Here is a 25,238-nt window from a genome sequence, read left to right on the forward strand (position 1 = left end):
GCGCGGCTCGGTGCCGGGGGACGGCGGATCGTCTCCTCTACCGTGTCGGCCGGGCACTGCGGCCAGGCCGGACGGGAGCGCGCCGAGTGAACGGGTCCACCCGGGTGCAGCGGGCGCTGCCCGCGGTGTTCCTCGTCCTGGTCGTCCTCCTCGACCTCGTCGCCGGACGTCGACAGACCGTGGTGGGGCTCGTGGTCATGGCACCGCTGGTGGCGGCGTCCTTCCTCGGCCGTCGGGCCACCGCGACGTACGGGGTGCTGGCCCTCGTCGTGGCGGCCGTGCTCGGGGTCTATGACCGGCAGTACACCCCGGAGGCCCTGCCCTTCCACCTCGCCCGGCTGCTGCTGACCGCTCTCGCCGGGCTGGTCGCGATGGCCGCCTGCACGATGCGGCTGCGGCGGGAGGACCAGTTGGCCCGGGTCAGGGCCGAGGCGGCCGCCGCCCGGGCGGTCGTGGAGACGGCCGAGACCCTGCAGCGGCACCTGCTCGGGGACCCGCCGGACGTCGCGCCCCTGGAGGCGGCCGTGCGCTACGTGCCGGCCGGCCGGCACGCGCAGGTCGGCGGGGACTGGTACGACGCCTTCCGCCTCGGGAACGGGACGACGATGCTCGCCATCGGTGACGTCACCGGCCACGACGCCCCGGCCGCGGCCCTGATGGCGCAGACCCGCGGCATGCTCCGCGGCCTGGCGCAGACCGGGCCCCGCACCCCGTCCGCCGTCCTCACCGCCCTCGACGGCGCGTTCGCGGACCTGGGCGTCGCGACGCCGGTGACCGTGGTCGTGGCGACGCTGGACCTGCGGCCCGACGGCGGTGCGCTGCTGCGCTGGTCGAACGCCGGGCACCCGCCGCCGGTCCTGGTCCGCGCCGACGGGCGGGCGCTGCTGCTCGAGCGCCCGGTAGACCCGCTGCTCGGCGTCGTCCGCACGGCCCGGCGCGACGACCACGAGGTCGCGCTCGACCCCGGGGACACCCTCGTCCTCTACACCGACGGCCTCGTGGAGCGCCGGGACGCGCCGCTGGACGACGGGTTCGCCGGGCTGGTCGCGACGCTGGAGCGGATCGGCCACGAACCGCTCGAGCGGGTCTGCGACACGGTCCTGCGCGAGCTGGGCGGCCGGGAGGACGACGTGGCCCTGCTCGCCGTCCGCCTCCCGCCTGCGCGCCAGGGCCGGCCGCCGAGGTCGGGCGGCGGTCCAGGGCGGCGCCCACCACCTCCGTCGGCGCCTCGGCCAGCGTCGTCGACGGCGTCCCGCACGTGGCCGCCGGGCGCTACGCCGACGAGCCGGCCCGCACCGATGAGGGGTGGCGGTACAGGGTCGAGCGGGTCCGGTGCTCGTACTGGGCGCCCGCCGGCGGTTGGATGGGACCAGCACCGGTTCACCCTCGAGGCGGCCCGCAGCGCCGCCGTCCCCAGGAGAGCTCTGTAGATGACCGCACGCCTGCACTGCATCGACGAGGGCCAGGAGGGGGCGCCGACCCTCGTGCTCGGCCCCTCCCTGGGCACCGACACCGGGCTCTTCGACGCCCAGGCCGAGGTGTTCGACGAGGACTTCCGCGTGGTCCGCTTCGACCTGCGCGGGCACGGCGGCTCGGAGGTCGTGCCCGGCCCGTGCACGATGGCCGACCTCGCCGCCGACGTCCTCGCGCTGCTGGACCGGCTCGGGGTCGAGCGGTTCTCCTACGCCGGGGTCTCGATCGGCGGGGCGATCGGCCAGCAGCTGGCCCTGACCGTGCCCGAGCGGCTGGAGAAGCTGGCGATCATCGCCTCGGCGGCCCAGTTCGCCGACCCGCCGTCGTGGACGGCACGCGCGCAGCAGGTGCGCGAGCAGGGCACCGAGCCGCTGGTCGCCTCGCGCACCGGCACCTGGTTCACCGAGCAGTGGGCACGGGAGCACCCGGACGACGCCGAGCGGCTGCTGCAGGTGCTGCGCGACACCCCGCGCGAGGGCTACGCCGCCTGCTGCGAGGCGATCGGCGCGTTCGACGTCCGCAGCCGGCTGGGCGAGATCTCCGCCCCGACGCTCGTGGTGGCCGGCGCCGAGGACCCGGCGACCCCGCCGGAGATGGTGCGGGTGATCGCCGACGGCATCGCGGGCGCGGAGTTCGTCGTCGTCCCGGGGGCGGCGCACCTGCCCAACGCCACCGACCCGGAGACGGTGAACGCGGCGCTGACCCGCCACCTGCTGGGCTGAGCGCCCCTCGGCCGAGATCTGCACGGTGGCGCCGTCGGGCGGCCCGAGAGCGCCACCGTGCAGATCCCACGACCGGTCAGCGGGAGTAGTACTCGACGACCAGCTGCTCCTCGCACACCACCGGGACCTCCTCACGGGCGGGCACCCGCTCGACCCGGGCGACCAGGTCGGCCAGCCGGACCGACAGGTAGGCCGGGGCGTCGGCGTGCGCACCGGAGGCGGCGACGAGGAACGGCTCCTTGGCGCGTGACTTCGCGGTGATCTGCACGAAGTCACCCGGCTGGAGCCGGTAGGAGGGCCGGTCCACCCGCTTGCCGTTGACCAGCACGTGCCGGTGGGTGACGAACTGCCGGGCCTGGTAGATGGTGCGGGCGAAGCCGGCGCGCAGGACGGTGGCGTCCAGCCGCGACTCGAGGTCCTGGATCAGCGCCTCACCGGTCTTGCCGCCGGAGCGCTTCGCCCGGTCGAACGCGGCCCGCAGCTGGGTCTCGCTGATGTCGTACTGCGCCCGCAGCCGTTGCTTCTCGAGCAACCGGGTCTTGTAGTCGCTGGTGCTCTTGCGCTTGCGGCCGTGCTCACCCGGCGGGTAGGAGCGGCGCTCGAAGTAGGCCACCGCCTTCGGCGTCAGCGGGATGCCCAGCGCGCGGCTGAGCCGGGTCCTGGGGCGCGGGGTGTTCACGGGACCTCCTGGTTTGGTTAGGCTCACCTTACTCCTCTGGAGCTCCCCGCCGTCGACCCCGAGGGACGCCATGACCTCCGGCCGCCCGACCCCGCCCCACACCGACCGGGCCGCCGTGCCCCGCGCCGCCGAGCGGGCCCGCACGGTCGCCACCCGGCCCGCCGCCTCGGTCTCCGCCCTCGGGCTGGGCACCAGCCACCTGCTGGCCGCGACCACCACCGCCGACGGCGAGGTGCTCGTCGTCGTGCCACGCGCCGGCGGCCTGGCCGACGCCGTGGCCCGCGCACCCGAGGGCGACCTGGCGGCGCGCGTCACGGTGACCGCGCGCTCGCCGCTGCCGCTGCGCAACCCGCTGCGGGCGCGGCTGGAGCTGGCCGGGTGGCTCACCCCCGTGCCGGTCCGCGACGAGCCCGACCGGGTGCTCGCCTTCGCCGAGGCCTGCCCGGCCGACGTCCTCCTCGACGTCGGGCTCACAGCCACGCTGCTGCGGCTCGACCTCGCGGAGGTCCTCCTGCACGAGGGCGGTGGGTGCAGCGAGATCACGCCCGAGGACTACGCGGCCGCCCGGCCCGACCCGCTCGGCGCCGCCGAGGACGACCTGCTGGCCGACTGCGCCGAGCCGCTCGCTGAGTTGTGCGTGCGGGTCCGGGCGTGGACCGGGGACGACGCGGTGCACCTGCTCGGCGTCGACCGGTTCGGCGTCCTGTTCCGGGTGGAGCACCGGCGCGGCTGCTATGACCTGCGGACGGCGTTCCCCGGGCCGCTGACCGGCCCCGGCGAGTTCGCGGCGGCGGTCACGGCCCTGCTGGCCTGCCCGCGCGACTGAGCCTCAGCGGTGGGCGAACCAGCTGTCGTCGGGGAGGTCCGGCCGCTGCGGGGGCTCGGGATCGCTCAGCTCCGGTGGCACCCACGGCCACAGCTCCACGACCCGCTCGACGGCCTGCCGGATCGGGGTCGCGTCCAGCTCGACGGCGGTCTCGGTGATGCCGAGCTCGGGACAGCGGACGACCACCCGCAGCGAGCCCTCCCCCGGCACCGGGGAGAGCCACCAGGTCTGGGTGGCGGAGCGCTCGTCGGCCGAGCCGCTGCTCTCCGTGAAGACGATGTCCTCGCCGGGCTCCTGCCGTGGGACGTTGTCGACACGCGTCCCGTCGGCCAGCTCGACACCGACGAGCAACGCCGGCGCGCCTGGACCGTGCCGCCAGAGCAGCTGCTGGACGTCGGTCCCCGGCAGGGCACCGGGCCGCACCCGCACGGACAGGTCGAAGGAGATCCCCGTCGTGTAGACCTGCAGCCCGACCAGGGCGATCGCGACGTCGTGCGTACGGGCCAGCAGCAGGTTGTCGGACAGGGCAACCGGGATCTCGTTCCCCGGCGCACTCATCCGCCGGTAGTACTCCTCATCGGGCTCGCCGTGCGGCCAGCTCGTGCTCCACATGCCCCGCAGCGTGGCCCCCTCGGGGCGGGATCAGCTACACGAGCCTGCACGCCCGCCGGCCCCGACACGGCGAGTCCCGCGCACTCGTGGCCATCGGCCGCTGATGGTCACGCGTGCGCAGGACTCGATCCGCGTCACGCCGCGGCGCGGAGCTCCCCGGCGAGGGCGGCCAGCGCCTGCTCGAAGCACTCCTGCGGCGGCTGCACCAGGCCCGCGCCGACCTGGCCGGTGCCGGCCACGCGCCCGGCCATGCCGGTGTTGATCTGCGGCAGCCAGCCGGTGCGGGCCACCTCGAGGACGTCGATGCCGGTCGGCGCCCCGCGGAAGCCGAGGATCGGCACCTGCATCGCCGGGTTCTCGGCGAGGGTGAGGGAGTACATCCGCTCGGTGGTGGCCAGCGCGTCGGGCACGGTGCCGCCGACGAACCGGACGATCGCCGGCGCCGCGGCCATCGTGAACCCGCCGACGCCGTAGGTCTCCATGATCGCGGAGTCGCCGATGTCGGGGTTGGCGTCCTCGGGGCCGTAGTCGCCGAGGAAGAGGCCCACCGGGGTCTGCGCCGGGCCGGTGAACCAGCGGTCGCCGGTGCCGGCGGTCTGGATGCCGAACTCCGTGCCGTTGCGGGCCATCACCGTGACCATCGTCGAGCCCGGGACGTCCCGCGCCGCGTCCATCGCCAGCTTCGCCGTCGGCATGCCGAGGTTGAGGAAGAAGTGCTCGTTGCCGCCGATGAAGCGCAGCACCGCCGCGATGTCGGACGCCGGTGCGTCGACCTCCACGATCGCCGGCGAGAGATCGCGCAGGGTCATCAGCGAGCCGGCGCGGTTGCGGTTGTGGCCCTCGTCGCCCATCTGCAGCATCTGCGCGAGCACGGCCTTGACGTCGAGCGGCTCGGCCATCGAGCGGACCGCCGCCTGCAGCACCGGCCCGAGGACGTCGCGCATCCACCGCAGCCGGGTGAGCACCTCGTCGTTGTAGGCGCCCATCCGCAGGACCTTGCCCAGGCCCTCGTTGAGGTTGCAGAACGCCTGCCCCCCGTGGACCGGGTCCTGCAGGCACCACGCCCACATCGACGGGCTGGTGACGCCGGCCATCGGGCCGACCGTCCGGTGGTGGTGGCAGGGGTCGAGGGTGATCTCCCCGGCGGCGAGGAGCCGCTCGGCCTCCTCCGCCGTGTCGGCCCAGCCCTCGAACAGGCAGGCGCCGATCAGTGCGCCGCGCAGCGGGCCGCTGGCGTCGGCCCACGCGATCGGCGGGCCGGCGTGCAGGAGCGTGCGGTCGGGGAGGTCGAGCACGTCGCGGACCGGCCGGACGTCGACCAGTTGTGACCCGGCGGCCATGACCCGCTCCACCGCGGTGCGGTTGGCCGTGGCGCGGCGCCGGTCCAGGGCCAGCGCGGCGAGGTCGACCGGGTCGCCGAAGCCCGGCGGGCGCCAGTCGACGTCGTGCACCTCGGCGCCCTGGGCGCGCAGCGCGTCGGAGAAGACGTCGACGCCGGCGGCGACGATCACCGGCGGGGCGGAGAGCAGCTCTCCCAGGGTCATCGCAGTGCTCCCAGCAGGTCGAGGGCGTACCGCGTGGCCGCGGCGTTGGAGGCGAAGACGGCGGCACCGGCGGCGGCGAGGGCGTCGGCCTGGCGGCTCCAGCCCTGCGGGTCGCCCTCGGTGCCGACCAGCGCGACCACGACCGGCAGCGTCCGGGACGCGCGCGCCGCCCGCAGCGCCGGCGCGAGCGTGGCGGCGGGGTCGGGGTCGGCGCCGTACCCGAGGACGACGTCGAGCAGGAGCACCGCGGGCTCCCCCTCGGCGGCCAGGGCGGCGATCGCCTCGAGTCGCAGCGTCGGGTCGATCATCGGGTGCGCGCGGCCGACGGTGAGTGCGTCGTCGCCGAAGTCGACGACCACGTGGCCGCGGGCGGACAGGTCCGTCCCGAGGTCCAGCTCCGGCCGCAGCGGGGTGTTGGAGCGGATGTCGCCGAGCACCGGCGCGGCGATGAGCATCGCCTCGTCGGCGAGGGTGCCTCCGGAGTACAGGCCCTTGAGCACCGCGCCGGGCACCGGTGTCTCCTGCGGCCCGGGCCGCGACGGCCACTGCGGCACCTCGGCGCCCATGTCGGTGAGCAGCGCCTCGACGGCGGCGGTGAGGTCGGGGGTCTGGGGCGAGAGGGCCGCGGACCGCACCGGCACCGACAGCCGCGCGGCGGCCTCCTCGACCGCGGCGGCCACGGACGGCGCCGGGGGCTTGGAGACCAGCAGCACCCGCTCGGTGGCCGGATCGGCGTCGAGGGCGGCCAGGGCGTCGAGGGTGGCCAGCCCGCCGACGGCCCCCGACAGGTCGCGGCCGCCGACGCCGAGGACGTGGCTGACGCCGACCCCGGCCATGTCGAGCAGGCAGGAGACCTGCTGGGCACCGGTGCCGGAGGCGGCGACCAGCCCGACCGGGCCGCTGCGCACCACGTTGGCGAAGCCGAGGGCGACACCGGAGACGATCGCCGTCCCGCAGTCGGGCCCCATGACGAGGACGCCCGCGTCGTGCGCGGCGCGCTTGAGCGCGACCTCGTGCTCGACCGGCACCCCGTCGGAGAAGACCAGCACGCTGCGGCCGACGGCGATCGCGTCGGCGGCCTCGGCGACGGCGTACTGGCCGGGCACGCTGACGATGGCCAGCGCGGAGCCCTCGGTCGGCAGGGCGTCGAGTCCCCCGCCGATCGTGCGCGCCGGGATGGCCTCGGCGGTGCCACCGGAGCGCTCGCGGGCGGCCAGCGCGGCGTCGACCGCGGCGACCGCGCCGGCCAGGACCTCGTCGTCCGTCGCCGCGATCGCGATGAGCAGTTGGTCGGGAGAGGCCTCGACATCGGGTGCGAGACCCGTGTTCGCGGCCAGTTCGAGGTTCAGCGGGGTGGCCATCGCGACCACGACGGCGGAGACCCCGTCGAGGGCGCCGATGTCGCGGCTGACCTGCATGAGTTTGACCGAGTCGGCGTAGACGCCGCTGCGGAGGGAGACGTGCCGGACTCCGGTACCGGAGGGAGGGGCGCTCACCCCCACAATTTATCTCAGCGCTGAGACATCTTGGCAATAACGATTTAGCACTGAGGTACTTCCGCGCGCCTCCCGCAGCGTGACAGATTGACGCGTCCCCGGCGCCGGCAACGTCCGTCGACCGGCCGGGACCAGGTCTGTGGTGCACGTCGAGGAGGCACTCATGGCGTTCGGTTGGAAGCTCTACGGGGACGGCAAGACCCCGCCGTTGGGCGAGGCCGTCGCGCCCGACGAGCGCTTGTCGTGGCCGCGCACGGTCGGTATCGGCGCCCAGCACGTGGTCGCCATGTTCGGCGCCACGTTCGTCTTCCCGATCGTCATGGGGCTCGACCCCAATCTGGCGATCATGATGAGCGGGATCGCGACGATCATCTTCCTGCTCATCGTGAACGGGAAGGTCCCCAGCTACCTGGGCACCAGCGCCTCGTTCGTGGGCGGCGTGGTCGCCGTCCGGGCGCAGGGCGGGGACTCCTCCGACGTCGTCGGCGCGATCCTCGTCTCCGGCGTCGTCCTGGCGCTCGTCGGCGTGATCATCCACTTCATGGGCGCACGGGTGGTCAACGCCGTGCTCCCGCCGGCAGTGACCGGCGCGGTGGTCATGCTGATCGGGTTCAACCTGGCGCCCGTGGTGGCCGGGGTGTACTGGCCCCAGGACCAGTGGGTCGGCCTGGCGACGATGGTCTTCGTCATCGTCGCCTCGCTGCTGCTGCGCGGCTTCTGGGCCCGCATCTCCATCCTGCTCGGGCTGATCTTCGGCTACCTGCTGTCGGTGCTGCTGGACGTCACCACCGGGCCGATCACCTCGCCGGACGGGACCGGGACCGTCTCCACCCGCGAGCGGATCAACTTCGACGCCGTGGGTCAGGCCGACTGGTTCGGTCTGCCGGACTTCATCGCGCCGAGCTTCTCGCTGAACTTCTCGCTGCTCGTGCTGCCGGCCGTCATCGCCCTGATCGCGGAGAACGCCGGCCACGTCAAGGCCGTCGCCGCCATGACCAAGCGCGACCTCGACCCGGTGATGGGCCGGGCGATCGCCGCCGACGGCGTCGCCACCGTCGTCGCGACGTCGGTCGGCGGTTCGCCGACCACCACGTACGCCGAGAACATCGGCGTCATGGCCGCCACGCGGGTCTACTCCACCGCGGCCTACTACGTGGCCGCGATCGTGGCGATCCTCCTGGGCCTGTGCCCGAAGTTCGGCGCCCTGATCAACATCGTCCCGGGCGGCGTCCTGGGCGGGATCACCGTCGTCCTCTACGGGATGATCGGCCTGCTCGGCGCGAAGATCTGGAAGGAGAACCGGGTCGACTTCGCCAACCCGATCAACCTGGTGCCGCTGGCCGCGGGCATCATCATCGCGATCGGCAACGTCACCCTCCAGATCACCGACACCTTCTCGCTGTCGGGCATCGCGTTCGGTGCGATCGTCGCCGTCGTCTTCTGGCACGTGGCCCGCGTGCTGGCCCCGGCCGAGATGAAGGCCGCGCTCGCCCGCGAGGGCGTCCACCCGGCCGCGGCGTCGTCGTTTGGGCACGTCCACGGCGAGGAGGTCAGCGCCGACCCGTCGTCGGTCGACGACGTCGGCCGGCCCGGCATCCCGAGCTCCCGGACGCCGGGCAAGGGCACGCGCACGTCGTGAACCCGCGCGGGACCGCCCGCGGTCCCGCACTCCTGGGAAGGGCCTCGTCACCTCGTGGCGGGGCCCTTTCCGCTGCTCAGGGGCCGGCCGCGGGGACCCGCACGGCACGGGTCGCCGACACGAAGATTTAGCGCTGAGGTACTTCCGCCGTGATCAGCCCCGTGACACGCTGACACCTCGCCGGTGCGGCCGACGCTCGTCGGCCCAGCACCACCCGACCGGCCGGCAGGGTCCCTCGGGGAGTCGGCGAGGAGCGCGGCAAGGAGGCACTCGTGGCGTTGCGTCGGAAGCTCCGCCGGGACGACACCCCGCGGGGGAGCCGGGGGGCGGTCGACCGGTGAAGCCCGCTCCGTTCCGCTACGCCGACCCCCGTTCCCTGGACGAGGCCCTCGAGGTCCTCGCCGCGGAGGAGGGCGCGAAGGTGCTCGCCGGGGGCCAGTCGCTGCTCCCGCTGCTGTCGATGCGGCTGGCCGCGCCGGCCACGCTCGTGGACATCAACCGCGTGCCCGGCCTCGACACCGTCGAGGCGACCGCGGACGGCGTCCGGGTGGGGGCGCTCGTCCGCCACGCCCGCCTGCTCTCCGACGACGCCGCCGGCGTGCAGCCGCTGCTCGCGCGGGCGACCGCGAACGTCGCCCACCCCGCGATCCGCAACCGCGGGACCACCGTCGGCTCCATCGCGCACGCCGACCCCTCGGGCGAGATGACCTCGGTCCTGGCCCTGACCGGTGGTTCGGTCACCGTCGCCACGCCGGCGGGCACCCGGGACGTGGACTGGGGCGACCTGTTCGTCGGCCCGCTGGAGACCTCGCTGTCCGGGCCCTCGATCGTCACGTCCGCGTTCTTCCCGGCCCTGCCCGACCGCTCGGGCACCGCCTTCGCCGAGGTCGCCCGCCGCAAGGGCGACTACGCCGTCTGCGGCGCCGGCGTCGTCGTCACGCTCGACGAGTCCCGGCGGGTGACCGCCGCCCGCGCCGCCTACATCTCCGTCGGGCTGGTGCCCGAGGTGCACGACCTCACCGAGACCGTCGCGGGAGCGCCGGTCGAGAAGGCCGACTGGGCCGCCGCCGGCGCGCTGGCCCGCACCCTGGTCGACCCGGACGGCGACCTGCACGCCAGCGCGGACTACCGCCGCCTGCTGGTCGGCGTCCTGACCGAACGAACGCTGGCAGAGGCCGCCGCCGAGGCGATCGCAAAGGTGACGGGCGAGTGAGCATCGCAGGGAGCGCTAGCGACCGAGGAGCGGAGCGAGGCCGGAACCGAGCCATGAGCACCGAGAGGACCGCCGCATGACCGTCCCCGTCGACGCCGAGCGCACGATCACCGTCACCGTGAACGGTGTGCCGCGGAAGGCGACCGTGCCGGTGCGCCGGCTGCTGTCGGACGCGCTGCGCCACGACCTCGGCCTGACCGGCACGCACGTCGGCTGCGAGCACGGCGTCTGCGGCGCCTGCACCGTGGTCGTGGACGGTGCCCCGGTGCGCTCCTGTCTGGTGCTCGCCGTCCAGGTGGACGGGGCAACGGTGGAGACCGTCGAGGGCCTGGCCCGCGACGACGGCCGGGGCGGCCAGGTGCTGCACCCGGTCCAGGAGGCCTTCCGCGAGTGCCACGCCCTCCAGTGCGGGTTCTGCACGCCGGGCTTCCTCATGACGATCAAGGCCGGGCTGGAGAACCGCGACGTGGCGGCCGAGCTCACCGAGGAGGAGGTCGACGAGCTGGTCGGCGGCAACCTCTGCCGGTGCACGGGCTACGCGAACATCAAGAAGGCGGTCCGCCACGCGGCCGCGGCGATGCAGGACGCCCGGTGACGCGGCAGGGCGCAAGGCTCGGGGAGGGACGGCGGTGACCACGAAGCTGTTCGGGGAGCCGGTCCGGCGGCGCGAGGACGCCCGGCTCATCACCGGCAGGGGCCGCTACCTCGACGACATCGGCTCCACCGGGACGCTGGCCGCCGCCTTCGTGCGCAGTCCGCACGCGCACGCCCGCATCGTCGACGTCGATGTCGAGGCGGCGCTCGACGTCGAGGGCCTGGTCGCGATCTACACCTACGAGGACCTCACCGGCCCGCTCGCCGAGCCGCTGCCCGTGCTCATCCCGCACCCGCAGCTGCACGCCCCGCGCACCGGCTACCCGCTCGCCAACGGCGAGGTCAACCACGTCGGCGAGCCGATCGTCATGGTGGTGGCCACCGACCGGTACCTCGCCGAGGACGCCGCCGAGCGGATCGTCGTCACCTACGAGGAACTGCCGCCCGTCGTCGGGGTGGACGCCGCGCGGGAGGCCAAGGTGGCCGTCCACGAGGAGATCCCGGACAACGTCGCCGCCCGGCACCACCAGGAGACCGGGGACGTCGCGCCGGCGCTGGCCGCCAGCCCGCACACGCTGTCGTTCACGCAGTACATCGAACGCAGCGCCTGCATGCCGATGGAGGGCAAGGGCGTGCACGCCCGGTGGGACGCGGCCGACCGGAGCCTGCGCGTCTACACCAGCACCCAGGCGTCGACGTCGGTGCGCGCGGCGATCGCGGCCAAGCTGGAGTTGTCGCTGGACGCGGTCGAGGTCATCGCGCCCGACGTCGGCGGCGGCTTCGGCGTGAAGATCGTGCACCCGTGGCCGGAGGAGCTGCTGGTGCCGATGGCCGCGATCGCGCTGCAGGCCGAGGTCAAGTGGACCGAAGACCGCCGCGAGCACTTCATCTCCAGCGCCCACGAGCGGCAGCAGCGGCAGCAGATCACCGTCGGGTACGACGACGACGGGAGGATCACCGCGCTCGACGTCCACATCTGGCACGACAACGGCGCGTACACGCCCTACGGGATCATCGTGCCGATCGTGACCGCGACCCAGCTGGTCGGGCCGTACGCCATCCCCGTGTACAAGGTCATCGTCGAGAGCGTCTTCACCAACACCGTCATCGTGACGCCGTACCGCGGCGCCGGGCGCCCGCAGGGCTGCTACGCGATGGAGCGGACGATGGACCGCATCGCCGACGCCCTCGGCCTGGACCGGGCCGTCGTCCGGGAGCGGAACCTGATCCGGCCCGAGCAGTTCCCCTACGACCACCGGCTGACGTTCCAGGACGGCCGGCCGGTCATCTACGACTCCGGCGACTACCCGGGGCTGCTCGACAAGCTGCGCGCCCTCGTCGGCTGGGAGCAGGCCGAGGAGCTGCGCGCGGACGCCGAGGCCCGCGGGAAGCTGCTCGGCGTCGGGATGGCGATGTACGTGGAGGGCACCGGCCCCGGCCCCTACGAGGGCGGGCACGTGCAGGTGCTCGGCAGCGGCAAGGTGCTGGTCTCCACCGGGCTGACGACGCAGGGCCAGGGCCACGAGACGTCGTTCGCGCAGATCGTCGCCTCCGAGCTCGGGGTGCCGATCGAGGACGTCGAGGTGACGACCGGCGACACCCGCCGCTTCCCGTACGCGGTGGGCACGTTCGCCTCCCGCGCGGCGGTCATGAGCGGCAACGCGATCGCGCTGGCCGCCCGCGGGGTGCGGGAGAAGGCGCTGCGGATCGCCGCCGACGTCCTCGAGGTCGACGCCGGGGACCTGGACATCGACGACGGCGTCGTGCAGGTGAAGGGCACCCCCGGGGCCTCCATCCCGCTGCGGACGGTCGCCGTCCTGTCCAACCCGCTGCGTTACGCGTTCGACGAGGCGGCCAAGCAGGCCACCCAGTTCGCCACGCACGACGACTCCAAGCCGCCGGTGGCCGAGGGCGACGCGCCGGGCCTGGAGCACCGCGACTACTACTCGCCGATCCGGTCGACCTTCGCCTCGGGCGCGCACGCGGCGGTCGTGGAGATCGACCCGGCGACGTGGGAGATCGACGTCGTGAGGTACGCGGTGGTGCACGATTGCGGCAACGTGGTCAACCCGATGATCGTCGAGGGCCAGGTGCACGGCGGCGTCGCGCAGGGCGTGGGCGGCGCGCTGTACGAGCGGATGGCCTACGACGCCGACGGGCAGCTGCAGAACGCGTCGTTCATGGACTTCCTCATGCCGTACGCCTCGGAGGTCCCGGACGTGGTCATCGACCACCAGGAGACCCCGTCGCCGCTGAACCCGCTGGGCATCAAAGGCGCCGGCGAGGCGGGCGTCATCCCCGGGACGGCGGCGATCGCCTCGGCCATCGAGGACGCGACCGGACGGCGGATCGCGGCGATGCCGCTGTCCCCCACCCAGCTGTACGACCTGATGCGATCCCCCGATTCGGAGCGGACGGCGGCGTCCGCCCGCAGGACAGGAGTGAGTGCGTGAACCTCGACGGCTCTGCGGTGCTGCACGCCGACCCGGAGAAGGTGTGGTCGGTCATCACCGACCCGGCGGTGCTGGCCCGCACGATCCCCGGGTGCGAGTCGCTGGAGCAGGTCGGCGCCGACGAGTACAAGATGAACGTCTCGGTCGGGGTCGGGGCGATCAAGGGCACCTACGCCGGCGAGGTGCGGCTGACCGACCAGGAGCGGCCGAAGTCCTACGTGATGCACGCGTCCGGCGCGGGTGCCCCGGGGAACGCACGGGCGCAGGTGACGATCAACCTGGAGCCGACCGACGCCGGGACGACGACGCTGACCTACTCGGCCGACGCGGTGATCGGCGGCCCGGTCGCGGGCGTGGGCCAGCGGATGATCACCGGCGTGGCCAAGCGGATGGCCGGGCAGTTCTTCAAGGCGATCGACGACGAGCTGACCGGGGTCGCCGCTCCGGCGCCGGCCGCGGCGGCTCCGGCCGCTGCGGCTCCCGCCGCCGTTGAGGCCACCCCTGCTGCCGCTGCGCCCACGGTGTTCGCGGGCCGGGCCGCTGCTGCACCCGCCGCGCCGTCCGACGTCCGGACCCTGGTGACGGGCGCTCTCGGCGGTGCCGGGCTCACGCTGCTCGGCGTCCTCGTCGGCTGGCTCCTGGGCCGCCGCAGGGGTTGACTTCGCCGACGTACTGCGGGCCCTCTCGATCGACTCGAGAGGGCCCGCAGCGTGATGTCGCACTTCGTCGTTGGATGGATCGACAGGCTAGGCAGTCAGTACCGCAATCAGCGCGCCAAGGCCGGTGGCAGCAACCACGAGGGAGCTGTAGAGGTCGAGGCGTGCGGCGACCTTCTCTCTGCGCCCGGACCCACTCTCGTCCTTCGCCCAGAGAGCCATGAGTTTGCTCGCAAAGGCGAGCGCTCCCCCCACGATGCCCGCCACCGCAATCCAGGGCGCCAGGATGGCTAAGTCCTGGACTGAGGCGTTGAAGAAGTCCATGCACACAGTCTCTGTGCGTGTTCGCCCATTCAGGGATCGCGACTCGTGTGACGTGACTCAAGAGGGACACGGGTAGCCCACCGCGGAGCCCTTGGCTTGTTCGGCCTGCCTGTTGCAGGGCGCGGCGGTGGGTGAAGCCCAGCCGGCCACCGCGGGCACGACCACCCAGGCGACGAGGACGAGGATCGACTGCGTCTACTCCGCACCCTGGCCCAGGTTCAGCACGGCGTCCGCCGGATCGAGCTTCTCGCCGATCTCCGCCTTGAAGCCCGACACCACCGGGATGACGCCCAGCACCACCTGGGTAGAGGCCGGTCAACGCCGCGGGGGTGTGTGCCAGGGCCGCATCCACGCCCGCCTGTCACCGCGAACGCCGCGCCGGCGCCCCCACCGCGCCGATGGGCCGCCCGGCGCGTCCCAGGCGACGCCGTCGAGCATCGTCAGGAGCACGCCGGCCGTCAGCGCCGTGAACAGAGCCGCGAACGCCGTCCCGAACAGCGTCACTCGACGGCTGACCGCCGTCACGAGGCGCGGGCCTCCGCGCGGAGCTGGACGGCGGCCAGCAGCTCCCACCGGATCGCCGAGCTGCCCGGCCGGATCACCCGCCAGTAGCGGGCGAAGCGCCGCCGCGTGGCCGGGTCGGTCGCCGCCACACGCGTCTCCGAGCTGAGCTCCGTGCCGCCGCGGGACGGCGTCAGCCGGAAGTCCATCGCCGCCTTCACCCAGCCCGGCTCAGCGAAGCGGTGCACCCCGTCGGCGTCGAGCGCCGGTGGGGCCTCCCCTCCGGAGAGCCGCCACGCCTGCAGCACGCCACCGAACACGGCCGAGGCCGGTGGCTCCGAGGAGAGCAGCGGCACCGGCACGGCGTCGAGGAACGGCCGGTCGCGGAGGTGCCCGAGGCCGCGCCCGGCGAGCACGACCGGCAGGAAGCGGGCGGCGCTGAGCACCGTGGTCACCGGCAGCCGGGACATCCGCACCCGGTGCAGCTCCGCCCACACCGCCGTCGGCGGGGCGTCGATCCACTGGGCCTGGCGGGTGACGTGGTCGGCGGCCGGCACGACGTCGTCGAGGTCCACGCGGCTCCCGTACCCGGTCCGAGAGCGTGGTGTGCACCCAGCGCGGTCCCGGACGGCGCCGGACCGCGCTGGGTGCACAGGGCGTCAGCTCGCCCGGCGGTCCTGCAGGGGCGGGTAGTCGGTGTAGCCCTCGGGGCCGGCCGCGTAGAACAGGTGCGACCGGATCTCGTTCTCCGGGTGCTCGCCGGCCCAGCGCTGCACCAGGTCGGGGTTGGCGATGACCGGACGGCCCACGGCGACCGCGTCGGCGTGGGCGGCCTCGATCAGCTGCACCGCCTCCTCGCGCGTGGTGACGGCGCCGAAGCCGCTGTTGGCGATCAGCGGGCCGCCGAATCGCCGGCGCAGCTCCTGCACCAGCTCCCCGGCCGGCTCGCGGTGCAGCACCGACAGGTAGGCCAGGCCCAGCGGGGCGAGCTGGTCGAGCAGCGCGCCGTAGGTCGCGCGGACGTCGTCCCGGTCGGTCTCGAGGGCGTCCTGGATGTCGTGCTCGGGCGAGATCCGCAGGCCGACCCGGCCGGCGCCGATCGCCGCGGCCACCGCCGTCACCACCTGGACGACGAAGCGCGCCCGGTTCTCGGGGGACCCGCCGTACTCGTCGGTCCGCCGGTTGGACGCCGGGGAGAGGAACTCGTGCAGCAGGTAGCCGTTGGCGCCGTGGATCTCCACGCCGTCGAGGCCGGCCTCGATCGCGCGGCGGGCGGCGGAGACGAAGTCCTGCACGACGTCGCGGGCCTCGGCCACGGTGAGCGCGTGCGGCACCGGGTAGGGCTGCTTGCCCTTCTCCGTGTGCCCCTCGCCGTCGATGGCGATGGCGCTGGGCGCCACGACGCGGCGGCCGCCGTTGACGTCGGGGTGGGTGACCCGGCCGCCGTGCATGACCTGCATGACGATCCGGCCGCCGCGGGCGTGCACGGCCTCGGCGACGCGGCGCCAGCCCTCGACCTGCTCGTCGGTGACGATGCCGGGCTGGCCGACGAACGCCTGCGACTCGGGGCTGGGGTAGGTGCCCTCGGTGACGATCAGCCCGACGCCGGCACGCTGCCGGTAGTGCTCGACGACGAGGTCGCCGGGGACGCCGGAGGCGCCGGAGCGCATGCGGGTGAGCGGGGCCATCACGACGCGGTTGGCGAGCTCGAGGTCGCCCAGGGTCACGGGGGAGAACAGGTCCACGGGGAGTTCGACGCTCGACGGAGGGGTCGCCATTCCGGCCGGCGACCGTCACGGCGCTCACAGTGACGCGCGCCTCGCGAGACCCACTATGCCGCCACAGTGGATCGTCGGCCGTCGAGTGGCGGGATGTGTGAGGCGTTCTTACGGTGACTGCGTCCGGCCGATCGTCGCCTCCCGAGCCTGGGGAGCCCGCGCCGGACGCCGCCGAGTCGCTCCCACCGCAGTGGGCGCGAGCCGGGGACCCACCCGCACCACCCGGGGTGAGTCCCGCTCCCGGGCATCATCCGGGAGCGGGTAGGGCACTCCCAGCCCGAACCCGTCAGCTGACCCGGTAGGCGGCCCGGGGAGAGAAGGAGAACCACCGCGCCCGGGGCCTCGACCCCCCGCGCCCTCCAGGTCCGGGACCGTCGCGGTCCCGCCTGCCCACCCCCAGGGACCAGCCGCACGGCACGCAGTGTCGGTCGACGGCTCCTCGCCGGGCGCCCGTGTCCGGCCGGTGCCGCGCGCCCAGCTGACGACACGGCGACCGCCGCGGCCGGTCCCGCACGCCCCGGCGCCGATGGTGCCGGGCACCGCACAACACGAGGAACCCGCACCATGCACAACCAGCACACCCACCGACCGCGCTCCCTGCACCGGCTCGCCGCCGTCGGTGTCCTGACCCTCGCCCTCGCTCTGGCCCCCGCCGCCCAGTCGGTCGCCCGGGCAGAGGGGAGCCACGGCCTGGCCGGGATCAGCGCCGGCGAGAAGCAGGCCTACAAGGACCACGCCCTGGGCCAGGTCGGTGGCAACCGGACCCAGTTCGGCTGCCTCGACCAGCTCTGGGAACGGGAGAGCGGCTGGAACCCCCACGCCCAGAACCCGAGGAGCTCCGCGTACGGCATCCCCCAGTTCCTCGACTCGACCTGGGCCATGACCGGCATCCGCAAGACGTCGGACCCGTACCGGCAGATCAAGGCCGGGCTGATCTACATCGGGAAGCGGTACGGCAGCGCCTGTGGGGCGTGGCAGCACTCCCGGACCAGCGGCTGGTACTGAGCCGCGAGACACCGAGGGCCCGCTCCCCGCGCGGCGCGGGCCCTCCGGCCGACCTCAGCCGGTCGCCATGGCCTCAGCCGGTCGCCATGGCCTCGGCAGTGAGCTCGACCGAGCGCAGCCGGCCCTCCGTGCCGGGGAACTGGTGCGCCACGATCAGTTCGTCGGCGTCGGCCTGCTTCGCGAAGCCCTGGAGGTACTCGCGCACCTCGGCCGGGGTCCCGACGGCGGTGTGGGTCAGCATCGTGTCGACGTGCAGGCCGGCACCGCCCTCGAGCAGCAGCCGCGCCTCGTCGTCCGTCAGCGAGCGGCCGCGGCCGAAGAGCCCGACGGCCAGCGTCCGGCGGACGGCGGCGTAGGCCTCCTCGGCCGCCGCGCGGGTGTCGGCCGCGACGACGTTCACGCCGGCGATGACGTGGGGCTCGGCGAGCTGCTCGGACGGCTGGAACTCTCGCCGGTAGGCCGCGACCGCGGGCTCGAGCATCGCCGGGGCGAAGTGCGACGCGAACGCGTACGGCAGGCCGAGCGCGGCGGCCAGCGTCGCCCCGAACATCGACGAGCCCAGCACGTACAGCGGCACGTGCGAGCCCTTTCCGGGGATCGCGTCGACGCCGGGCACCCGGGAGTCGCCGGCCAGGTAGGCCTGCAGCTCGAGGACGTCCTGCGGGAAGCGGTCGGCCGAGCGGGGGTCGCGGCGCAGCGCGTACATCGTGCTCTGGTCCGAGCCGGGGGCCCGACCCAGGCCCAGGTCGATCCGGCCCGGGTACATCGCGTCGAGGGTGCCGAACTGCTCGGCGATGGTCAGCGGCGCGTGGTTGGGCAGCATGACGCCGCCGGCGCCGAGCCGGATGGAGGACGTGTGCGCGCCGACGTGCGCGATCAGCACGCTGGTCGCCGACGACGCGATCTGCGGCATGTTGTGGTGCTCGGCGTACCAGACCCGGCGGTAGCCGGTCTGCTCGGCGCGCTGCGCGAGCGCGACGCTGGCGGCGATGCTGTCGGCCGCGGTCGAGCCCTTGGCGATCGGCGCCAGGTCGAGGATGGACAGCGGGGTGCTCATGGGGCGGTACCTCTCGCGTGGTGTTGCCACGAGCAACCGATCCGGCGCCGCTGCCCTTCCCGGGTGTGTCACTCCTCGTACTCGGGCCCCACCGAGCCGGTCTCCACCTCGCCGGCCCGCTGGTACGTGGCGATCAGCGCGCCCGAGCCGGTCGCCTTCGACGTGGTCAGCCGCCAGGTGCGCGGGACCGCCCCCTCGCCGAACAGCCGCTTGCCCTGGCCGAGGGTGACCGGGAAGACGACCAGCCGCAGCTCGTCGACCAGGTCCTCGTGCAGCAGCGTCTGCACCAGCCCGGCCGAGCCGTGCACCTGCAGCTCACCGCCGTCCTCGGCCTTGAGCGCCCGGACGGCGGCGGGCACGGGGCCCTCCAGCAGCCGTGCGGTCTCCCACTCCACCGCGGTGAGGGTCCGCGACGCGACGTACTTGGTCTTGTCGTTGAGGCCGGTCGAGACCGCGCTGCTCTCGTCGCGCATCTTCGGCCAGGACGCGTAGAAGATGTCGTAGGTGCGCCGGCCGAGCAGGAAGTCCTGCGCCGGGACGAACCACTCCTCCATCTGGGTGCCGAGGTCGTCGTCGAAGTGCGGCACCAGCCAGCCCTCGTACGAGAACCCGCCCTCCGGGTCCTCGCCGGGTCCGCCGGGGGCCTGCATGACGCCGTCCAGCGTGACGAACGTGGTGACGACGAGCGGTCGCATCGAGTCCCTCCTCGGGTCCGGCCGGCCGCGGTGACCGGTCTCCCCGGTAGGACGGCGTCCGCGCCGCCTGCTCATCGGTGGGCCGGCGTCCGCGCTCACGCGGCCAGGGCGACGTCCCGGTCGGCGGCGGCCACCAGCTCGGCGTAGCGGCCGCCGGCGGCGAGCAGCTGCTCGTGCGTGCCGCGCTCCACGACGCGCCCCGCCGCGAGGACGGCGATCCGGTCGGCGCCGCGCACGGTGGACAGCCGGTGGGCGATGGTGATCGTCGTCCGGCCGCGGCAGGCCTCGTCGAGGGCCGCCTGCACCGCTCGCTCGGTGGCGGTGTCCAGCGCGCTGGTCGCCTCGTCGAGCACCAGCACCCGCGGGTCGCGCAGCAGCGTGCGGGCGATCGCCAGCCGCTGCTTCTCCCCGCCGGAGAACCGGTGCCCGCGCGCGCCGACCACGGTGTCGTAGCCGCCGGGCAGCGCGGCGATGACGTCGTGCACCTGGGCGCGGCGGGCGGCGTCCTCGACCTCGGCGTCCGTGGCGTCGGGCCGGGCGTGCCGCAGGTTCTCCCGCACCGTCGCGTGCAGCAGGTAGGTCTCCTGCGCGACGACGCCGACGACCTGGGCCAGCGTGGCGAGGGAGAGGTCGCGGACGTCGACGCCGTCGATCGTCACCCGGCCGGCCGTGGGCTCGGCCAGCCGCGCGACCAGCGAGGCCAGCGTGCTCTTGCCCGAGCCGGTCTCCCCCACCAGCGCCAGCGTCGTCCCGGCCGGCACCGCCAGGTCGACGTCGGCCAGCGCGGGCCGGTGCCCGTCGGGGTAGGTGAAGGAGACGTCCTCGAAGCGCACCTCGCCGCGGACCGCGGCGGGGTCCAGCGGCACCGGGTGGGCGGGGTCGTCGATCTCCACCGGCAGGTCGAGGTACTCGAACACCCGGCTGAACAGCGCCATCGAGCTGGTCACCGAGACCCCGACGTCGAGCAGCTGCATGAGCGGGCGGAACAGCGCGGTCTGCAGCGTGGTGAAGGCGACGAGGGTGCCGATGGTCATGCCGCCGGATGTCGCCGGCAGGCCCGCAGCCAGGTAGATCACCGCCGGGATGCCGGCGAACACGATGCTCATGGTCGCCATCCGCCAGCGGCCGGCCAGCTGGGAGCGCACCTCGAGGCCGACCAGCCCGGAGGAGGTGTCGGCGAACCGGCGCGACTGCGCGGGCCCGGCGCCGAGGGTCTTGCCGAGCAGCACCCCGCTGATCGACAGCCCCTCCTCCACCTGGGCGTGCAGGTCCGCGAGCGCGCGCTGCCGCTGGGCGGTGACGGTGCGCCGCATCCGCGCGACACGGCGGGTGAGCAGCACCGCCGGCGGTAGGACGACGAGGGACAGCAGGGACAGCCGCCAGGACAGCGCCACCATCGCGAGCACGGTGCCGACGACGGTGGTCGCGTTGGACGCCAGCGAGGTCGCCGTCGAGGTGACCACCGACTGCATGCCGGCGATGTCGTTGGTGAGCCGCGACTGCACCTCCCCGCCCCGGGTGCGGGTGAAGAAGCCCAGCGACTGGCGCTGCAGGTGGCTGAAGACCGCCGTCCGCAGGCCGTGCATGACGTGCTGGCCGACCGTCGTGGACAACCAGGTCTGCACCACGCCCAGGACGGCGGTGGTGCCGGCGACCGCCACCATCCCGGCGACCGCCCAGGCGAGCAGGGCGACGTCCTGCCGCGGGAGCGCCTCGTCGATCACGAGCCGGACGAGGAACGGCGAGGCCAGCGCCACGACCGAGGCGCAGACGATGAGCACCACGACCGCGGCCACCTGCCAGCGGTGGGGGGCGAAGAGGGCGGCCACCCGGCGCAGAGGGACGGGTGAGCGCTCGAGTTGGGCACGGTCGGCCGGGTCGACGGTGCGCCCCAAGCGCCCGCCCCCGCCGCCTCTGGTCAGCACGTCGACGACGACCACCTCCCCGGTTTACTGAGGTAACCTCACGATAAGGGAACCGTAGCAGTGGACGGAGGATTCCCGCCGTGGCCGACGACGACGCCGAGGTGCTGGGCGAGTTGCTCCTGCGGGTGGCCCGCGCGCAACGCCATCGCTGGAGCGACGCCCTGGCGCCCTGGGACCTCTCCCCGCACCAGGCCCGCGCGCTGCGCGTCGTCTGCACGCGGGAGGGCACCCGGCTGTCGGATCTCGCCGAGGCGCTGCACATCGCGCCGCGCTCGGCCACCGAGGTCGCCGACGCTCTCGAGGCCCGCGGCCTGGTCACCCGCTCCCCCGACCCCACCGACCGGCGGGCCGTCGTCCTCACGCCGACAGACGCCGGGCGGCGGGTGCAGGGTGAGGTCGCCGCGGCACGCGCGGCCGACACCCGGGACCTCTTCACCCGACTCGACCCGGCCGACCGCGCCGCACTCGCCCGGATCCTGCGCTCGCTCGCCGCCGAGTGACCCGAGTGCGCAGCGCATGCGTACTCGCGGCGCTCGCGGGCTACGGGTGTTGCGCGTGACGGACCCGTCACGCCACCCGAGGGGAAGGACCCGCCGTGCTCTCCGAGAAGGCCAAGCCCGTGATCGAGGCCACCCTGCCGGTGGTCGGCGAGAACATCGGCAAGATCGCCGAGCGCTTCTACCAGCACCTGTTCGGGGAGCACCCGGAACTGCTGAACGGCACGTTCAACCGCGGCAACCAGGCCGAGGGCACCCAGCAGCAGGCGCTGGCCGGCTCGGTGGCGATGTTCGCCAGCGCCCTGGTCAACCACCCCGACCACCTGCCCGAGCACCTGCTCAGCCGGGTCGCGCACAAGCACGCCTCGCTGGGCATCCAGCCCGCGCAGTACCAGGTCGTCCACGACAACCTGTTCTGGGCGATCGTCGACGTCCTCGGGGACGCCGTCACGCCGGAGGTCGCCGCCGCCTGGGACGAGGTCTACTGGCTCATGGCCTACGCGCTGATCAACCAGGAGCGCGGCCTCTACAGCGCCCGCGGGGTCCGCGCGGAGACGGTCTGGCGCGACTGGGAGGTCATCGAGAAGGTCCGCGAGACCGACGACGTCGTCCGGTTCACCTGCAAGCGGATCGACGACCGGCTGGTGAAGACCTCCCTGCCCGGCCAGTACGTCACGGTGCGGGTGGACATGCCCGACGGCGTCGCCCAGCCGCGCCAGTACAGCCTCACCCGGGCCGACGACGGCGAGCACCGCTCGTTCGCGGTGAAGCGCGTGCACGGCGGGGAGAAGCCCGACGGCGAGGTCTCCAACCTGCTGCACGACCGGTGCGACGTCGGCGACACGATCACCATGTCCCTGCCGTTCGGGGACGTCGTCCTCGACGACTCGCGGCCGGCCGTGTTCGCCAGCGCGGGCATCGGTGTCACCCCGATGGCCGGCATGCTCTCCCACCTGGTCGCGGCCGGCTCCCACCTCGAGGTGACGCTGCTGCACGCCGACGTCGACGAGGCGTCCTGGGCGCTGCGGCAGCAGGTGGTCGACGACGTCCGGACGCTGCCCGAGGGCCGGGTGCACGTGTGGTTCGAGCGGGGCGCCCAGAGCAGCCTGCCGGTGGACGGCGTCCACGAGGGGGTCATGGACCTCTCCGACGTCGACCTGCCCGACGACGCCGTCTACTACCTGTGCGGCCCGCTGCCGTTCATGAAGGCGGTCCGCCAGACGCTGCTCGACCAGGGCGTGTCCGCGCGCGACATCCAGTACGAGGTGTTCGGTCCTGACCTGTGGCAGGCCGACGCCGACTGAGAGAGGACCCCGTCCTCCCACCCCCTCGCACGCTCGGGGCGGTGCCCTGGACGGGGCCGGCGGGCGGCCCCAGGCCCGACGGATGAGTTCTCGGGCTGCGGGGAGTCTGCGCTGACATGACCGACGACGACCTGCCCGCCGCCATCGGCCGCCCGGCGCTCGGGGCGCTGCGCGCGGCCGGGATCTCCCGGCTGTCGGAGGTGGCCCGCCGTCGGGAGGAGGAGCTGCTGGCCCTGCACGGCGTGGGCCCGAAGGCGGTCCGGCTCCTGCGGGCGGAGCTGAGCGAGCGGGGACTGGCGCTCGCGGGGGACTGACGACGGCTCGTCGCCGGAGCCGATCAGCGCGGCCTGCGACTTCGTGCGACTCGACGCGCACCGGAGCTGTGCGGGCTCGATCGCGCGGCGCGGGGTGCCACGATCGGCGGCGTGACCGATCCGGTGCGCCCCGACGAGCTGCGCGTCTCGGACACCGAGCGGGCCGCCGTCCAGGAGCGGCTGCGCCGCGCCGTCGCGGCCGGGCAGCTCGACCTGCACGAGTTCGACGCCCGGGTGCAGTCGGTGTGGGCCGCGCGCACCCGTGGCGAGCTCGCCCACGTCACCCGGGACCTGCCCGAGCCGCCACCCGCGCCGCCGGCGCCCCGGCGGCTGCCGCTGGGCGGCGCGTTCTCCGACGACGCCGGCGGCATGGCGATGCGGGTGCTCACGATCGTCTTCGCCAGCATCGCTGCGGTGAACCTGGTCGCGTGGGTGCTCGTGTCGGGAACCTCCGGTGAGTTCGTGCACCCCTGGTGGATCTGGGTGGCCGCCCCGCCCGGCGCCGTCCTCGCGGTGCTCTACGCGGTGGGCATCGGCCGGCCGAGACGCTGACGGCCGTCGTCCCCCGCCGCTAGCGTCCCCCGGGTGGCCCTCTCCCTGACCCGCCGGCAGGTCCTGGACCTGCGGGTGCACGCCCAGCAGCTCGACCGCGCGACCGGCAGCCCGGCCGACACCGCGGTGCTCGACCTGGGCGTGCAGGACACCGGCCCGGACGGCGGGCTGTGGGCGCTCGCCCTGCGCGGCGTCGACGTGGCGGACCTGCCGGACGGCGCGCTGGCGACCGTCTGGACCATCCGGGGCGCTCCGCACCTGTACCGGCGCGAGGACCTACCCTCGGTCGCCGCGGCCACCGCGCCGTTCTCCGACGCCGACGCCGGCAAGCGCATCTTCGACGCCGCGAGGCCGCTCAAGGCCGCCGGCATCGGCAACCTCGAGGCCCTCGACGCCGTCGCCGCCGCGATGCGGTCGCTGGTGACCGCGCCCATGGTCAAGGGCGAGATGTCGGGGCGGCTGGCCGAACTCATGCCGGAGCCCTACCTGCGGTACTGCCGGCCCTGCGACGCCACGCACCTGTACGAGCAGCCGTTCCGGCTGGCCGCGCTGCGCGCCGGGCTGGAGCTCGAGCCGGGCACCTCTCCGCCGGTCCTCCGCCCAGTGCCGGGGCTGCGGCCGGCCGAGACCGTCCCGCCGCGCTTCGACGTCGTCCGGGGCTGCCTGCGGCTGCTCGGCCCGGCGACGCCGAAGCTGGTCGCCGGGTACCTCGACGCCCCGGTCAAGGACGTGCAGGCCCACTGGCCCGCGGACGCCGTCGAGGTGACGGTGGACGGCGAGCGGCGCTGGCTGCTCGCCGAGGACGCCGACCGGCTCGGCGAGGTCCCGGCCGCGTCCGGCACGCGGCTGCTGGGCCCGTTCGACCTGTTCCTCCAGGGCCGGGACCGCGACCTGCTGGTGCCCGACGCCGCGCGGGCCACGACGCTGTGGCCGGTGCTCGGCCGGCCCGGCGCGGTGCTGGTGGACGGGGAGGTCGCCGGCACGTGGCGGCCGCGGAAGTCCGGCTCGTCGCTCACCGTCGCCGTCGAGCCGTGGCGGTCACCGACGACGGCGCTGCAGGAGGCGGTCGCGGCGCAGGCCGAGCGGCTGGCCGCGTTCCGGCAGGCAACACTCAAGGACGTCACGTTCGCTGGAGAGGAGCAGCCATGACCGGTCCCGACGACGCCTTCCTGGCGCCCGACGACGCACTGCGGGACTTCGACGAGGACGCCGGCCCCGGCGCCGACGACGTCGAGCGCCCGGCCGAGACCGTCGCCCCGCGCGAGGACGTGGTGGAGGACGCCGGCCGCGGGTCCGTCGAGCGCGAGCTCGGGGAGGGCTGACGGCGGTGCCGAGATCCGGCTGACGGCGGGCCCCCGGACCGGACGGGCGCTGCTCCG

Annotated in this window: 25 protein-coding genes and 1 riboswitch; of the genes, 15 read left to right on the forward strand and 10 right to left on the reverse strand. The window is 74.3% G+C overall.

The features are described from left to right. Positions 1-86: 86 nt before the first annotated feature. Both ACI782_RS03580 and pcaD read left to right on the forward strand, forming a co-directional pair. Positions 87-1,430 (forward strand): PP2C family protein-serine/threonine phosphatase, encoded by a 1,344-nt coding sequence (locus tag ACI782_RS03580; RefSeq protein WP_456906162.1) that lies wholly within the window; start codon positions 87-89, stop codon positions 1,428-1,430. After that, the gene (gene pcaD, locus ACI782_RS03585; RefSeq protein WP_456906164.1) at positions 1,431-2,195 is read left to right on the forward strand and encodes a 3-oxoadipate enol-lactonase; all 765 of its coding nucleotides are present in this window, start codon (positions 1,431-1,433) and stop codon (positions 2,193-2,195) included. It begins immediately after the preceding gene. A gap of 76 nt (positions 2,196-2,271) precedes the next feature. On the opposite strand, the gene rpsD is transcribed toward pcaD, so the two are convergent. Then, positions 2,272-2,874 (reverse strand): 30S ribosomal protein S4, encoded by a 603-nt coding sequence (gene rpsD / locus ACI782_RS03590; protein WP_456906166.1) that lies wholly within the window; start codon positions 2,872-2,874, stop codon positions 2,272-2,274. Between the two features lie 70 nt (positions 2,875-2,944). Here rpsD and ACI782_RS03595 point away from each other — a divergent pair, with 70 nt between their 5' ends. Next, positions 2,945-3,700: a DUF2470 domain-containing protein gene (locus ACI782_RS03595; protein ID WP_456906168.1), complete on the forward strand. Its 756-nt coding sequence runs from the start codon at positions 2,945-2,947 to the stop codon at positions 3,698-3,700. 3 nt (positions 3,701-3,703) lie between these two features. Here the strand turns inward: ACI782_RS03595 and ACI782_RS03600 are convergent, their stop codons facing one another. The 3 genes from ACI782_RS03600 to ACI782_RS03610 all read right to left on the reverse strand — a co-directional run bounded on the left by ACI782_RS03600 (position 3,704) and on the right by ACI782_RS03610 (position 7,352). Beyond that, complete coding sequence (locus ACI782_RS03600) at positions 3,704-4,312, reverse strand: hypothetical protein (RefSeq protein WP_456906170.1); 609 nt, start codon at positions 4,310-4,312, stop codon at positions 3,704-3,706. A 134-nt stretch (positions 4,313-4,446) separates the two neighbouring features. Beyond that, positions 4,447-5,856: a DUF1116 domain-containing protein gene (locus tag ACI782_RS03605; RefSeq protein WP_456906172.1), complete on the reverse strand. Its 1,410-nt coding sequence runs from the start codon at positions 5,854-5,856 to the stop codon at positions 4,447-4,449. Continuing rightward, the gene (locus ACI782_RS03610; protein ID WP_456906174.1) at positions 5,853-7,352 is read right to left on the reverse strand and encodes an FdrA family protein; all 1,500 of its coding nucleotides are present in this window, start codon (positions 7,350-7,352) and stop codon (positions 5,853-5,855) included. The genes ACI782_RS03605 and ACI782_RS03610 overlap by 4 nt, the downstream gene beginning before the upstream one ends. A gap of 163 nt (positions 7,353-7,515) precedes the next feature. Here ACI782_RS03610 and ACI782_RS03615 point away from each other — a divergent pair, with 163 nt between their 5' ends. From ACI782_RS03615 to ACI782_RS03635, 5 genes are all read left to right on the forward strand, one after another. Then, a complete protein-coding gene (locus ACI782_RS03615; RefSeq protein WP_456906176.1) occupies positions 7,516-8,991 on the forward strand; it encodes a uracil-xanthine permease family protein in 1,476 nt (491 codons plus the stop codon). Between the two features lie 337 nt (positions 8,992-9,328). Continuing rightward, positions 9,329-10,204 carry an FAD binding domain-containing protein gene (locus ACI782_RS03620; protein WP_456906178.1) on the forward strand — a complete coding sequence of 292 codons (876 nt, stop codon included), beginning with the start codon at positions 9,329-9,331 and terminating at the stop codon, positions 10,202-10,204. A 76-nt stretch (positions 10,205-10,280) separates the two neighbouring features. After that, positions 10,281-10,799 (forward strand): (2Fe-2S)-binding protein, encoded by a 519-nt coding sequence (locus tag ACI782_RS03625; protein ID WP_456906180.1) that lies wholly within the window; start codon positions 10,281-10,283, stop codon positions 10,797-10,799. 34 nt (positions 10,800-10,833) lie between these two features. Next, positions 10,834-13,251 carry an aerobic carbon-monoxide dehydrogenase large subunit gene (gene cutA / locus ACI782_RS03630; RefSeq protein ID WP_456906182.1) on the forward strand — a complete coding sequence of 806 codons (2,418 nt, stop codon included), beginning with the start codon at positions 10,834-10,836 and terminating at the stop codon, positions 13,249-13,251. Further along, positions 13,248-13,910: an SRPBCC family protein gene (locus ACI782_RS03635; RefSeq protein ID WP_456906184.1), complete on the forward strand. Its 663-nt coding sequence runs from the start codon at positions 13,248-13,250 to the stop codon at positions 13,908-13,910. Before cutA ends, ACI782_RS03635 begins: the two co-directional genes overlap by 4 nt. Before the next feature lie 87 nt (positions 13,911-13,997). On the opposite strand, the gene ACI782_RS03640 is transcribed toward ACI782_RS03635, so the two are convergent. From ACI782_RS03640 to ACI782_RS03650, 3 genes are all read right to left on the reverse strand, one after another. Continuing rightward, on the reverse strand, positions 13,998-14,231 hold the full coding sequence (locus ACI782_RS03640; RefSeq protein WP_456906186.1) for a hypothetical protein: 234 nt from the start codon (positions 14,229-14,231) through the stop codon (positions 13,998-14,000). Between the two features lie 521 nt (positions 14,232-14,752). Continuing rightward, entirely contained in the window at positions 14,753-15,307 is a 555-nt protein-coding gene (locus ACI782_RS03645) for a hypothetical protein (protein WP_456906188.1), read from the reverse strand. 84 nt (positions 15,308-15,391) lie between these two features. Further along, on the reverse strand, positions 15,392-16,477 hold the full coding sequence (locus tag ACI782_RS03650) for an alkene reductase (RefSeq protein WP_456906190.1): 1,086 nt from the start codon (positions 16,475-16,477) through the stop codon (positions 15,392-15,394). Positions 16,478-16,669: 192 nt separating this feature from the next. Continuing rightward, positions 16,670-16,830, forward strand: a riboswitch (cyclic di-AMP (ydaO/yuaA leader). Positions 16,831-17,074: 244 nt separating this feature from the next. Between ACI782_RS03650 and ACI782_RS03655 the strand changes: the two genes are divergently transcribed. Next, the gene (locus tag ACI782_RS03655) at positions 17,075-17,515 is read left to right on the forward strand and encodes an aggregation-promoting factor C-terminal-like domain-containing protein (protein WP_456906192.1); all 441 of its coding nucleotides are present in this window, start codon (positions 17,075-17,077) and stop codon (positions 17,513-17,515) included. A 73-nt stretch (positions 17,516-17,588) separates the two neighbouring features. Here ACI782_RS03655 and ACI782_RS03660 read toward each other — a convergent pair whose 3' ends face one another. The 3 genes from ACI782_RS03660 to ACI782_RS03670 form a co-directional block, all read right to left on the reverse strand. Then, a complete protein-coding gene (locus tag ACI782_RS03660; RefSeq protein ID WP_456906194.1) occupies positions 17,589-18,572 on the reverse strand; it encodes an LLM class flavin-dependent oxidoreductase in 984 nt (327 codons plus the stop codon). A 68-nt stretch (positions 18,573-18,640) separates the two neighbouring features. After that, entirely contained in the window at positions 18,641-19,267 is a 627-nt protein-coding gene (locus ACI782_RS03665; RefSeq protein WP_456906196.1) for a dihydrofolate reductase family protein, read from the reverse strand. A gap of 95 nt (positions 19,268-19,362) precedes the next feature. Beyond that, positions 19,363-21,207, reverse strand: a complete 1,845-nt coding sequence (locus ACI782_RS03670) for an ABC transporter ATP-binding protein (RefSeq protein WP_456906197.1) — start codon at positions 21,205-21,207, stop codon at positions 19,363-19,365. A 65-nt stretch (positions 21,208-21,272) separates the two neighbouring features. Here ACI782_RS03670 and ACI782_RS03675 point away from each other — a divergent pair, with 65 nt between their 5' ends. The 6 genes from ACI782_RS03675 (at position 21,273) to ACI782_RS03700 (ending at position 25,181) form a co-directional block, all read left to right on the forward strand. After that, positions 21,273-21,692 (forward strand): MarR family winged helix-turn-helix transcriptional regulator, encoded by a 420-nt coding sequence (locus ACI782_RS03675; protein ID WP_456906199.1) that lies wholly within the window; start codon positions 21,273-21,275, stop codon positions 21,690-21,692. A gap of 95 nt (positions 21,693-21,787) precedes the next feature. After that, the gene (locus ACI782_RS03680) at positions 21,788-22,993 is read left to right on the forward strand and encodes a globin domain-containing protein (protein ID WP_456906201.1); all 1,206 of its coding nucleotides are present in this window, start codon (positions 21,788-21,790) and stop codon (positions 22,991-22,993) included. Positions 22,994-23,109: 116 nt separating this feature from the next. After that, positions 23,110-23,307 (forward strand): DNA-binding protein, encoded by a 198-nt coding sequence (locus ACI782_RS03685; protein WP_456906203.1) that lies wholly within the window; start codon positions 23,110-23,112, stop codon positions 23,305-23,307. A 111-nt stretch (positions 23,308-23,418) separates the two neighbouring features. Then, positions 23,419-23,859, forward strand: coding sequence for a DUF1707 SHOCT-like domain-containing protein (locus ACI782_RS03690; RefSeq protein WP_456906205.1), 441 nt, complete (start codon positions 23,419-23,421; stop codon positions 23,857-23,859). Between the two features lie 33 nt (positions 23,860-23,892). Further along, positions 23,893-25,008 carry a winged helix DNA-binding domain-containing protein gene (locus tag ACI782_RS03695; RefSeq protein WP_456906207.1) on the forward strand — a complete coding sequence of 372 codons (1,116 nt, stop codon included), beginning with the start codon at positions 23,893-23,895 and terminating at the stop codon, positions 25,006-25,008. Continuing rightward, the gene (locus ACI782_RS03700) at positions 25,005-25,181 is read left to right on the forward strand and encodes a hypothetical protein (RefSeq protein ID WP_456906209.1); all 177 of its coding nucleotides are present in this window, start codon (positions 25,005-25,007) and stop codon (positions 25,179-25,181) included. Before ACI782_RS03695 ends, ACI782_RS03700 begins: the two co-directional genes overlap by 4 nt. The last annotated feature ends 57 nt before the right edge of the window (positions 25,182-25,238 follow it).

Source organism: Geodermatophilus sp. SYSU D00703 (assembly GCF_054050155.1).